The organism is Kineococcus rubinsiae (genome assembly GCF_011839805.1).
Classification (GTDB): Bacteria; Actinomycetota; Actinomycetes; order Actinomycetales; family Kineococcaceae; genus Kineococcus; species Kineococcus rubinsiae.
Genome location: NZ_VWPY01000032.1, coordinates 40,855 through 52,357, shown reverse-complemented (window position 1 = coordinate 52,357; position 11,503 = coordinate 40,855). Strand labels below are relative to the sequence as shown.

The following is an 11,503-nucleotide window of genomic DNA, read 5'->3' as shown; positions in this document are numbered from 1 at the left end:
GGCGACGGGCCGTCGGGCCGCGCGCCCCTGCCGCCCGGGACCGGACCCGCCGCGGCCGCGGCCCCCGCCGTCGACGCAGGCCCCGGTGCGACACCGCCGCCTGCCCCGGCCCGGACCGTCCCGACGGCCGTCGCCCCGGTGCCGGTCCTCCCGCCGGTGGTGCTCCCGTCCGCCGTCACCTCGGCGCCGGCGACCACCGCCGCGGCCGCCACCGTCGCTGCGCTCGACGTGCCGGCCGAGACGACGGCCACCACACCCTCCGGAGCGGTCACGGCCGTGCCGGTCCCCGTGGCGACCCCCGTGGGCTCGAGCCCGGTCGCCGGGAGCGGGGCCTCGACGCCGCCCGCCCCGCTGCCGCTGACGAACCCCGCCGCCTTCGCGCACGGCCTCGCCGGCCGCCTCGACGTGCTCCCGCAGCACACCGACGGTCTGCACCGGATGTCGGTGGAGGTGAACCCCGAGGGCCTCGGCCCCGTGCAGGTGAGCGCCGAGGTCAAGGACGGCGCCCTGCACGTGCAGCTGGCGGGCACCTCCGACGCCGCGCGGCACGCCCTGCGCACCGCGCTGCCGGAACTGCTGCGCGAGCTGGCCACGACGAGCTTCACCCAGGCGACCGCCGACGTCCGCTCCGACCTGCGCTCCGACACCGGCGCGCAGCAGCAGCGCCAGGGCGCCGACGCTCAGGCCGGGAGCGCGTCCGGCGGCGACCAGGGCCGCCGCGGGCACGGCGGCGGGGGAGAGGGCGGCGGCGAGCGGCGTCACCTCTTCGCCGCGGACGAGCAGCGCTCCGCCCGCCGGGCGGCGGTGGCCGCCGCCGCGGGCCGGCTCGACCTCCGGATCTGACGCGACCTCCGGATCCGACGGGGCCCGGGTCTGAGCCCGTGCACCCGGGTCCTTCAGCCCTGGAGCCCCGAAACCACCGATCGGCCTACAGCTCGTCCCCCGAACGACCGAAGGAGTGCGCATGACCATCGATGCGGCCAGCGGCGCCTCGGCCTTCGACTCCCTCCTGGCGTCGTCCAACGCGGCGACCGCCGGTGCCCTGTCGAAGCTGAGGAACGACGTGACGACGAGCGCCAAGGCGTCGGGCACCACGAAGGAGAACAAGGACACCTTCATGAAGCTCCTCGTGGCGCAGCTGCGCTACCAGGACCCGTCCAAGCCCGTGGACTCCTCGCAGTTCATCGCCCAGACCGCCCAGTTCTCCACGCTGGAGACGCTCGAGGAGATGAGCACCAACAACACGTCGATGCTCGCGGCCCAGCTCAAGCTGCAGGCCAGCACCCTCGTGGGCCAGACGGTGAGCTACCCGGGCGGTGACGGGAAGACCGTCACCGGCGTGGTGTCCTCGGCCTCCTTCACGGCCACCTCGGCCGGCGGCACGGGCGGCGAGCCCGTGCTCAAGGTCGACGGCAAGGACGTCCTGCTGTCGAAGATCTCCAGCATCGACGTCCCCGCGGGCCACACCGCGAGCGCCACCGCGACCGGCCCCGCGACCGGCACCGCCGGCGCGACCCCCTGATCCCCTGCACCTGAACCCCTGCAGGTCAGCACCAACCGCAGCACCCGCTGCGCAGCCCGACCGCACTGCCCCTCCACGCACGACCCCCGGCACGATCCAGGCCAGCCGTCCGAAAGGCAACGACACATGCTCCGTTCCATGTTCTCGGGTGTGAGCGGTCTCCGCTCCCACCAGACGATGATGGACGTCGTCGGCAACAACATCGCCAACGTCAACACCACCGGCTACAAGAGCTCGACCGTGGTCTTCGCGGACACCCTGAGCCAGCTGACCAAGGCGGCCGGCGCCCCGCAGAACGACAACGGCGGCACCAACCCGTCGCAGGTCGGCCTCGGCGTGCGGGTCAACACGATCGCCCAGAACTTCCAGCAGGGCTCCGCGCAGAGCACGGGCAAGGCCACCGACCTCATGCTGAACGGCGACGGGATGTTCGTCGTCAAGCAGGGCGAGAACACCATGTACACGCGCGCCGGGGCCTTCTCGCTCGACAAGGACGGCTACCTCACGACCCCCGAGGGCGCCTACGTCCAGGGCTGGCAGGCGGACAACGGCGGCACGATCAACGTCAACCAGCCCACCGGGCAGCTGCGCATCCCGGCCGACAGCGTCATGCCGGCGGAGCCGACGGCCGCGTCGTTCGTCAAGGGCAACCTGGACAACTCCGCGGACCCGGTCAAGGACCTCACCGGCACGTGGAAGACCCCGGCCGTCACCACGGCCTTCGACAGCTACGACGCCCAGGGCACCCGGACCCGGATCACGGTGTCCTTCATCAACACTGGACCGGGGTCGACCGCGAGCGCCGCGGAGGCGAAGTCCGCCGCGACGGACGAGTGGACCGTGGGCTACAGCTGGGTCGACGCGGCCGGGGCGACGCAGACCGCGGACGGCGGCACGATCTCCTTCGACCCGGCCGCGAACTACGCGATCGACGTCTCGGCGGCCCCCAACCCGGTCGCCCTCTCCAACGGTCAGGCGACCGTCGTGGACCTGACGTCCCTGACCGGCCTGGTCGGCAACGGCAAGTCCAACCTCAGCGCCACGGCGGACGGTGCCGCGATCGGCACGCTGGAGTCCTTCACCTTCGGCGCGGACGGCATCCTGTCCGGCAGCTACTCCAACGGCCTCAAGCGCAACCTGGGCCAGGTGGCGGTCGCGACGTTCAACAACTACGCCGGGCTGCAGAAGGCCGGCGGCTCGCTGTTCAACGTCTCGGTCAACTCCGGCACGCCGAACGTCGGCATCCCGGGTGCGGCCGGCCGCGGCACCCTCGGGGCCGGGCAGCTGGAGATGTCCAACGTCGACCTGTCGACGGAGTTCACCAACCTGATCCTCGCCCAGCGCGGCTTCCAGGCGAACTCCAAGATCATCACCGCCTCGGACGAGATCCTCCAGGACGTCATCAACATCAAGCGCTGAGCGTGACGGCCGCCGGCTGAGCCGGCGGCCGGGCAGGACTGGACGCCCCCCGGGGCCGCGTGGTGCGCGGTCCCGGGGGGCGTTCGTCGTGCGGCCCTCCCCGGACCGGGTCGTCCGCTGCCGGCGCACTCACGCTGCGCCACTAGCAGTTCACCCGCTCGGACGCAAGGTGTCCGCTCAGCTCGCTGCTCCCACCGCCGATTGACCGGTGAACCCCGGCCCATGGACGGGCCCCGCCACCACCCTCCAAGGATGGACCCCTCGTGATCCTCGTGACCCGGCTCAACGGGTCGGTGTTCGCCCTGAACCCCGACCTCATCCAGCGCGTCGACGCCACGCCCGACACGGTCGTGACGCTGGTCGACGGCGTCAAGTTCGTCATCACGGAGCCCCTCGCGGACATCATCGACCGCATCATGACGTTCCGGGCCCGCGTCGTCGCCACCGCGCACGCGCTGGAGGAGCGGGGCACCTCCGCGGAAGTGCTCGAGCTGCCGCACACGCGTGCCGATACCTCGCACGACGACGACCACGACGACACCGGGGGCACGCTGCCCGCGCCGGTGCCGCTGCACCGCAGGAGGACCTGACCCCATGGACATCGCAACCATCGTCGGCCTGGTCATGGCCGCGGCGGCCATCCTGTGGGCGCAGAACCACGAGGGCGGCTCGCCCAGCGACATCCTCCTGCCGGGCCCCCTGGTCCTGGTCTTCGTCGGCACCCTCGGCGTCACCCTCATGGGCGGCGTCCTGAAGGACGGCACCAACCTCATCGGCTCCCTGAAGACCGCGTTCCTCGGCAAGCCGAAGAACGCCGCCGAGACCGTCGGCGTCATCGTCTCGATGGCCGAGCGGGCCCGCCGCGAGGGCCTGCTGGCGCTCGAGGACGCCATCAAGGCCGTCGACGACGACTTCCTGCGCGACGGTCTGCAGACGGCCATCGACGGCACCGACCCCGACGAGCTCTACGAGATCCTCACCGCCAAGATCTCGGCCAAGAAGGCGTTCGACAAGCAGGGCGGCAAGGCCTGGGGCGACATGGGCGCCTACGCCCCCACCGTCGGCATCTGCGGCACCGTCATCTCCCTGACCGTCGTGCTGGCCAACCTCGACGACGTCTCGGCCCTCGGCCCGATGATCGCCGCGGCCTTCGTCGCCACCTTCTGGGGCGTGGCCAGCGCCAACGTCTTCTTCCTGCCGATCCAGAGCCGGCTGGCCCGCCTGTCCGGCCTCGAGGTCGCCCAGATGGAGCTGGTCGTCGAGGGCATCCTCGCCATCCAGGCCGGTTCCAACCCCCGCTCGGTCGCCAAGAAGCTGGAGAGCCTCCTGCCGCCGGGCACCGCGGTGCCCGACAAGAAGGCCGCCTGATGTCCGGAGGCGGGCACGGCAAGCGCCGTGCGAAGCACGAGGAGCACGAGGAGCACGTCAACCACGAGCGGTGGCTGGTGTCCTACGCGGACATGCTCACGGTCCTCGTGGCCCTGTTCATCGTCCTCTTCGCGCTCAGCCAGGTCGACGCGGTCAAGTTCGCCCAGTTCAAGGCCGGGCTCACCGACGGCGCCTCGGCGTCGAACCTGGTGCTGCCCGGCAACGACGGCATCAACCAGGTCGACAACGGCGAGGACCCCATCGACCTGATGCCGCTGGCCGGCGGCGACCCGATGCAGGAGATGTCGGTGCAGCAGGTGCTGGACCAGGCGCAGAAGAAGGCGAACCAGTCCGACCTGGACGCCGCCCAGGCCGAGGTCGCGCAGTACCGCGACGTCGAGGAGGAGCTGGACAACGCCCTGACGGCGCAGGGCAAGGAGAACCAGGTGACCTACCGGATCACCTCGGAGGGGCTCGTCATCGGCCTGGTCGCCGACAACGTGTTCTTCGCCAACGGCAGCGCGGACATCCAGCCCGTGGGCCTGCAGGTCCTGGACGTCATCGGGCCGACGCTCGCCGCGCTGCCCAACGACATCGCCGTGCAGGGCCACACGAACTCCCTGCCCCTGAGCAGCACCGTGCGCTTCCGCGACAACTGGGACCTGTCCTCGTCGCGGGCGAACAGCGTGCTGACCCGCTTCATCGCGGCGAACGGGGTCTCCGACCAGCGGTTGTCCTCGACGGGCTTCGGCTCGGCGAGGCCGCTGTACCCGGACTCCGACCCCCGGGCCCTCGCCGGCAACCGCCGCGTGGACCTGGTGGTCGCCTCGCCGTCGTCGGAGGCCGTCAAGGCGCTCCTGCCGCAGGTCGCGGCCGGCACGCCCACCACGGGTCCCGACGAGGTGCAGCCCCCGGCCGCGGACCCCGCGCCGGCGGAGGCCCCGGCGGCCCCGGTCGTCGACCCGGGCCTCGCGGGGCCCGTCGAGGTCGCCCAGGTCAGCACCACCGAGAACACCGCGGAGCAGGCCGTCGCCGAGCACGCGGACACCACACCGGAAGGCCACTGAGATGGAGCGCAAGATGGCAGGCAAGAGCGGCGGCAAGACCCCCGGACCCGGGGGCGACGGTGGCACGGCCGCCGACGCGCCGGCCGGCGGGAAGAAGAAGAAGCTCATCGTCGTCGGCCTCGGTGCCGTGCTGCTGCTCGGCGGCGGCGGGGCCGGGACCTACATGATGATGAAGCCGGCGGCCGCGGCGGAGAAGCCGGTCGAGGAGGTGCTGGTGGCGGGCGACGTCACGGCGCTGGACCCGATCACCGTCAACCTCGCCGACGGGCACTACCTGAAGCTGGGCCTCGCGCTGCAGGCCACGCTGTCCACCGGGGGCGGCCACGAGGGCGGGGGCGGCCCCGACGGCAGCAAGGCCCTGGACCTGGCCATCGCCGAGTTCAGCGGCCTGTCCACGGCGGAGCTGTCCAACGCCGAGCAGCGCCAGCACTACAAGGACGAGCTCCAGGAGAAGATCATCACCGCCTACGAGGAGGAGCCCGCCAAGGAGGGCGAGCACCCCCACAAGGTCATCATGGGCATCTACTTCACCCAGTTCGTCACGCAGTGAGCGCACCGTCCCGGGGGCGGCGCAGCCCCGGGACGGTGCTTCCGGCCGGACGGCGGGGGAGCGGGCCGGCAGCGTCGCCGGCCGCTCCCGTCACTCGTCCGGCCTAGCGCTAAAGGGTGAACCCCCTGCGTGCCGATAGGTCAGCGTGGCAACCGAGACCTCCACCGCCCCCGGGCGGACGAGCACAGGGCGACGCTCGCGTCGGCGCGGTGTTCCCGTCCCGTACGACTTCCGGCGGCCCACCAAGCTGTCGCGCCAGCACGCCCGGGTCCTCGAGATCACCTACGAGACCTTCTGCCGGCAGTGGGCGACCCTGCTGAGCTCCACGCTGCGCACCACGGTGCAGGTCGAGCTCGAGGGCATCCAGCAGTTCAGCTACGACGAGTACGTGGCGTCGCTGCCCACCCCCAGCGTCATGGCGGTCTTCGACCCGCAGCCGCTCGTGGGGGCCGGGATCCTGCACCTGGACACGCCCGCCCTGCTCAGCTGGGTCGACCGCATGCTCGGCGGCAACGGGGGTGGGCAGCAGCCGACCCGCGCCCTCACCGAGATCGAGGCCGTCCTGGGCCGTCAGCTGATCGAGCGCACGCTCACCGAGCTCGCGTTCTCGCTGACCTCCGTCGTCGACCTGCACCCCAGCCTCACGAGCCTGGAGCAGAACCCGCAGTTCGCGCAGGCCGGCTCGGCCACCGACGTCATGATCGTGGCGACCTTCGAGATGGTCCTCGGGGGAGTGGCCGGCCGCGCCACCCTCGCCATGCCGCTGGACCCGCTGTCGACGGCCCTGACCGCCGCCGAGCTGCGGGTGGCGAGCCCGGAGGAGCTGCGCACCCGCCGGCTCATGCGCGACCGGCTCGACGACCACCTCGAGCACATCCCGATCGACGTCTCCGTGCGCTTCGCGCCGGCCCGCCTGCGGCCCGACGAGATCCTCGCGCTCTCACCCGGCGACGTCCTGCGGCTGCCGCACCGCTCCGAGGTCCCCCTCGACATCGTCGCCTCCGGCGCTCGCATCGCCACCGCCGTCGCCGGCAGCCGCGGCCCGCGGCTCGCCTGCCTGGTCGTCCCCACCCCCGAGGAGTCCGCATGAGCACCGCCACCCACACCGACGCCCAGGCGTTCGTCAGCCAGGCCGCCGAGGCGGCGCTGTCCGTCCTGCCCCTGCCGACCCCGGGCACCATCACCGCCGTCCTGGCCGTGGGCGACGCCCCCGACCTCGGCGAGGAGGGCACCGGCGTCTCGGCGCGCTTCGCGGGCGCCGCCTCGGGCACGGTCGTCGTCATCATCGGCGAGGCCGCCACCGACGCGCTGCTGTCCAGCCCCGAGGGCGCGCTCGACCCGGTCGACGCCGTGCGCCCCGCGCTGGAGACCGCCGTCGCCACGCTCGGGCCGTGCACGCTCGAGGCGGCGGTCGAGGGCAGCCCCGCCGAGGCCCTGGCCGCGCTCGGTCCCGCCGGTGCGGTCGCGGTCGTGTCCTCCGACGGCGAGGTCGTCGCGCTCATCGGGATCAGCGCCTCCGGCGAAGCGCCTGCGCCGCAGCCGGTGGCGACCGCCACCGCGACCGCGGCCGGCCCCCGCCGCACCATGGACCTGCTGCGCGACGTGCAGATGGACGTCACCGTGGAGCTGGGCCGCACGAGCATGACCGTGCAGGACCTGCTGTCCCTGCAGCCCGGCTCGGTCGTCGAGCTCGACCGCGCGGCCGGCAGCCCCGCCGACATCCTGGTCAACGGCCAGCTGATCGCCCGGGGCGAGGTCGTCGTCGTCGACGAGGACTACGCGATCCGCGTCACCGAGATCGTCACCCCGGGCACCGAGGTCCACTCCTGATGGACGCCCTCGCCGCCCTGGGGCGCATGTCGGTCTCGCTCGTCGCGGTCCTCGGGCTGCTGTGGCTGATCGCCCGCTGGCTGCGCCGCTCCAAGGGCGCGGCCGCGGCGGCCGGCAGCGACATCGCCGTGCTCTCGCGCCAGGCCATCAGCCACAAGGCCGGGGTCGCGGTCGTCCGGGTCGGCGAGCGCGCCATCGTCGTGGGCGTCACCGAGCACCAGGTCACCCTGCTCTCGGAGGTCCCGCTGGCCTCGGTCACCCCGGCGCCCGCGGAGACCCGCAGCGTCGTCGAGATCCCCCGGCAGGGGGGCTCCACCGCGTCCGTCCCGACCGTCGAGGAGCTCCTCGCGAGCCCGGACGCCTTCGGCGCGCACCTCGCGGAGCAGGACCCCACCACCCCCGCCGAGCACGACGCGGCCGCGGGTGCGCTCACCGGCTCGGCGCTCTCGCCGGCCACCTGGACCAAGGCCGTCGACGTGCTGCGCGAGAGGACGACCCGCCGATGACCGCACGAGTGCGGCCCACCCCGGCCCCCGGACGGGGCCGCGCCTGGCGCGGCCTGGCCGCCGGGACCCTGCTCGCCGGTGGCCTCCTCGTCGCCGGGGCCGGCGCCTCCTCGGCCGCCGCCCCCGCCACCGCTCCCGCCGCCGTCCCCGCCGCCGCCCTGCACCTCGCGGCCCCCGCGAGCGCGCCGCTGCAGCTGCCCGCGGTGTTCTCCGCGGCGACCGCGCCCGTGGCCCCCACGGGCCCCGCCGCGCCCACGGCGCCGGCCGCCCCCGCCGAGGGGCAGGTCACCATCGGCGTCAACGGGGTGAACGGCGCGAACGGCAAGCCCAGCCAGTCGATCGTCATCATCGTCGCGATGACGGTGCTGTCCATCGCCCCGTCGCTGCTGCTGCTCACGACGAGCTTCACCAAGATCCTCATCGTCCTGGGCCTGACCCGCAACGCCCTGGGCCTCACGGGGACCCCGCCCAACCAGGTCCTCGCCGGGCTCGCCCTGTTCCTGACGATGTTCGTCATGGCGCCGACGTTCAGCACCATCAACGACACCGCCGTGCAGCCCTACCTCAAGGGCGAGAAGACCGCGACGGCCGCCTTCGAGTCCGGCTCCGTGCCGCTGAAGGCGTTCATGCTCAAGCAGACCCGCGGCGAGGAGCTCGCCCTCATGACGCAGGCCGCCAAGCGCGACCTGCCGAAGAACCGGGCCGAGGTGCCGCTGACGACGCTCGTCCCGGCGTTCGCGCTCTCGGAGCTGCGGTCCGCCTTCATCATCGGCTTCGTCATCTTCATCCCCTTCCTGGTCATCGACATCGTCGTGTCCTCCGCGCTGATGTCGCTCGGCATGATGATGCTGCCGCCGGTCACGGTGTCGCTGCCCTTCAAGCTGCTGCTGTTCGTCATGGTCGACGGGTGGGGCCTCATCGTGAAGGCGCTCGTCTCCAGCTACGCGGGCTGAGCGCGCCGCACCGCCCGGCGCCGCGCCGCCACCTGCCCCCGGGCCGCGCCGCGAGGCCCGTTCAAGGACGTCACCCGGACGGCCGATGCAGTTCCCGCACGCACCCTCCAACGGAAGGCACCGCGATGACCGACGTGACCGTCATCCACCTCGGGATGACCGCTCTCGTCCTCGCTGCCAAGCTGTCCGCCCCGATGCTGCTGACGGCGCTGTTCGTCGGGTTCGCCATCTCGCTGTTCCAGTCCGTGACCCAGCTGCAGGAGCAGACGATCTCCTTCGTGCCCAAGGCCGTGGCCGTGGGCACCGCGATCGTGCTGTGCGGCCGCTGGATGCTGCACGAGATGACGGCCTTCACGACCGCGCTGTACGGGCAGATCCCGTCCTTCCTCAGCCACGGCGGCTGAGCCGGGTGGAGGGAACGACGGGCGCCGTCCCGCTCGACCTGCTGGTCTCGGTGCTGCTGGCCTCCGTCCGCGCCGCCGCGTGGATGCTCCTGGCCCCGCCGTTCGCCAACCGGGCCGTCAGCGGACGCGTCAAGGCGATGCTGTCGGTCGCGCTGGCCCTGCCCGTCGCGGGCCGCCTGCGCGAGCAGGTCCCGGCCATCGAGCCGGCCCCGCTCATCACGGCCGTGCTGCAGCAGGCCCTCGTCGGCGCCGTGCTCGGCGCCCTCTGCGCCCTCGTGTTCGCCGCGGTCCAGGCCGCCGGCGACCTCCTCGACCTCTTCGGCGGGTTCCAGCTGGCCAGCGCCTACGACCCGCTGATGCAGGCGCAGACCGCGATCTTCGGCAAGCTGTACTCCTGGACGACGACCGCGCTGCTGGTGGTCACCGGGGGACACCTGCTGGTCCTGCAGGGGTTCATGCGCACCTACGACGTGCTGCCGCTGGACGCCGGCGTCTCCACCGCCACCCTGGCCCGCGTCTACAGCCAGGGCCTCAGCGACCTCATGCTGTCCGCCCTGCAGATCGCCGGGCCGCTCGTCGCCGTCCTCTTCGTCGCCGACCTCGGGCTCGGCCTGCTCTCCCGCGTCGCGCCTGCGCTGCAGGTCTTCTCGATGAGCTTCCCGCTGAAGATCATGATCTCGCTGACCCTGGGCGGGTTCGCGTTCGCCCTGCTGCCCGGGGTCGTCGACGACCTCGCCGGAACCGCGCGCGAGCTCGTCGTCCGCGTCGTCGCCGGAGGCGCCCCGTGAGCGGTGAGAAGACCGAGAAGCCGACTCCGAAGAAGCTCAAGGAGGCCCGGCAGGAAGGCAACATCCCCCAGTCCCGCGACGTCGCGGCCTGGCTGAGCACGGCCGCGGGAGCGGTCATGATCCCCCGCACGATCGAGGCCGGCCGGCAGATGTGCCAGCAGGCCTTCTCCCAGGTCGCCGTCGTGGCCGCCGACCCGGACCCGGCCCGCGCGCTGGCCGTCCTGGGCAGCACCTTCTCCGCCGTCCCCGGCGTCGTCGGGCCGCTCGCCGTCGTCACGGTCCTCGCGGTCGTCGTGGCCGGGGCGATGCAGGGCACGCTGGCCCCGGCGACGAAGAAGCTCAAGCCGAAGTTCTCCAACCTCAACCCGGTCAACGGCTTCAAGCAGCACTGGGGCCCGGCGGGGGTGTGGGAGGGGACCAAGTCGCTGCTGAAGACGGCCGTCATCGGCCTCGTGCTGTGGAACGTCGCCAAGGGGCTCGCCCCGCAGCTCGTCGGGTCGGGCCTGCTGCCGATGTCGACCATCGTGGGGCAGACCAAGGCGTCGATCGTCTCCATGATCACGGTGACCGTGCTCGTCGGCCTCGTCATCGCCGCCGCCGACTACGGCATGAGCCGGCGGCGCATCATGGGCAAGCTGAAGATGAGCGTCCAGGACATCAAGCAGGAGCACAAGAACGCCGAGGGCGACCCGCTGCTCAAGGGTGCGATCCGCTCCAAGCAGATGGCCATGAGCCGCAACCGCATGATGGCCGACGTCGCCAAGGCCGACGTCGTCATCGTCAACCCCACCCACATCGCCGTCGCCCTGCGCTACGAGCCCGGCACGGGAGCGCCCCGCGTGGTGGCCAAGGGCGCGGGCGCGATCGCGACGAAGATCCGCGAGCGGGCGCGGGAGAACGACGTGCCGCTCGTCAAGGACATCGCGCTGGCGCGCACCGTCTACAAGAGCGTCAAGGTCGGCCAGGAGATCCCCGCCGACCTCTACGCCGCCGTCGCCAAGGTGCTCGCCTTCGTCATGAGCCTGCGCAACCGCGGCGCGAGCACGCCCCTGGGCGACGCGCACACCGTCCCCGCCTGAGCACCCGCCCGAGCCCC

General features: G+C 72.7%; 14 protein-coding genes. All 14 read left to right on the top strand.

Annotated elements, in window-relative coordinates:
- On the top strand, positions 1 to 843 hold an 843-nt coding region (locus F1544_RS15220), incomplete at its 5' end, for a flagellar hook-length control protein FliK (RefSeq protein WP_208971945.1).
- A gap of 121 nt (positions 844 to 964) precedes the next feature.
- Positions 965 to 1,522: a flagellar hook capping FlgD N-terminal domain-containing protein gene (locus F1544_RS15215; protein ID WP_167586853.1), complete on the top strand. Its 558-nt coding sequence runs from the start codon at positions 965 to 967 to the stop codon at positions 1,520 to 1,522.
- Positions 1,523 to 1,660: 138 nt separating this feature from the next.
- Positions 1,661 to 2,941, top strand: a complete 1,281-nt coding sequence (locus F1544_RS15210) for a flagellar hook protein FlgE (protein ID WP_208971944.1) — start codon at positions 1,661 to 1,663, stop codon at positions 2,939 to 2,941.
- 263 nt (positions 2,942 to 3,204) lie between these two features.
- Entirely contained in the window at positions 3,205 to 3,531 is a 327-nt protein-coding gene (locus tag F1544_RS15205) for a flagellar FlbD family protein (RefSeq protein ID WP_167586849.1), read from the top strand.
- Positions 3,532 to 3,535: 4 nt separating this feature from the next.
- Positions 3,536 to 4,309: a motility protein A gene (locus F1544_RS15200; RefSeq protein WP_167586847.1), complete on the top strand. Its 774-nt coding sequence runs from the start codon at positions 3,536 to 3,538 to the stop codon at positions 4,307 to 4,309.
- Positions 4,309 to 5,376, top strand: coding sequence for a flagellar motor protein MotB (locus F1544_RS15195; protein ID WP_167586845.1), 1,068 nt, complete (start codon positions 4,309 to 4,311; stop codon positions 5,374 to 5,376). Before F1544_RS15200 ends, F1544_RS15195 begins: the two co-directional genes overlap by 1 nt.
- Before the next feature lie 13 nt (positions 5,377 to 5,389).
- Positions 5,390 to 5,926 carry a flagellar basal body-associated FliL family protein gene (locus F1544_RS15190; protein ID WP_167586843.1) on the top strand — a complete coding sequence of 179 codons (537 nt, stop codon included), beginning with the start codon at positions 5,390 to 5,392 and terminating at the stop codon, positions 5,924 to 5,926.
- Positions 5,927 to 6,071: 145 nt separating this feature from the next.
- Positions 6,072 to 7,016: a flagellar motor switch protein FliM gene (locus tag F1544_RS26480; protein WP_167586841.1), complete on the top strand. Its 945-nt coding sequence runs from the start codon at positions 6,072 to 6,074 to the stop codon at positions 7,014 to 7,016.
- Positions 7,013 to 7,756, top strand: a complete 744-nt coding sequence (gene fliN, locus F1544_RS15180; protein ID WP_167586839.1) for a flagellar motor switch protein FliN — start codon at positions 7,013 to 7,015, stop codon at positions 7,754 to 7,756. The genes F1544_RS26480 and fliN overlap by 4 nt, the downstream gene beginning before the upstream one ends.
- Positions 7,756 to 8,262 (top strand): flagellar biosynthetic protein FliO, encoded by a 507-nt coding sequence (gene fliO, locus F1544_RS15175; protein WP_167586837.1) that lies wholly within the window; start codon positions 7,756 to 7,758, stop codon positions 8,260 to 8,262. Before fliN ends, fliO begins: the two co-directional genes overlap by 1 nt.
- Positions 8,259 to 9,215: a flagellar type III secretion system pore protein FliP gene (gene fliP, locus F1544_RS15170; RefSeq protein ID WP_167586835.1), complete on the top strand. Its 957-nt coding sequence runs from the start codon at positions 8,259 to 8,261 to the stop codon at positions 9,213 to 9,215. Before fliO ends, fliP begins: the two co-directional genes overlap by 4 nt.
- Positions 9,216 to 9,340: 125 nt before the next feature.
- Positions 9,341 to 9,619: a flagellar biosynthetic protein FliQ gene (locus F1544_RS15165; RefSeq protein WP_167586833.1), complete on the top strand. Its 279-nt coding sequence runs from the start codon at positions 9,341 to 9,343 to the stop codon at positions 9,617 to 9,619.
- A gap of 5 nt (positions 9,620 to 9,624) precedes the next feature.
- Positions 9,625 to 10,407 carry a flagellar biosynthetic protein FliR gene (locus F1544_RS15160; RefSeq protein WP_167586831.1) on the top strand — a complete coding sequence of 261 codons (783 nt, stop codon included), beginning with the start codon at positions 9,625 to 9,627 and terminating at the stop codon, positions 10,405 to 10,407.
- Entirely contained in the window at positions 10,404 to 11,486 is a 1,083-nt protein-coding gene (locus F1544_RS15155; RefSeq protein WP_167586829.1) for an EscU/YscU/HrcU family type III secretion system export apparatus switch protein, read from the top strand. Before F1544_RS15160 ends, F1544_RS15155 begins: the two co-directional genes overlap by 4 nt.
- Positions 11,487 to 11,503: the final 17 nt, after the last annotated feature.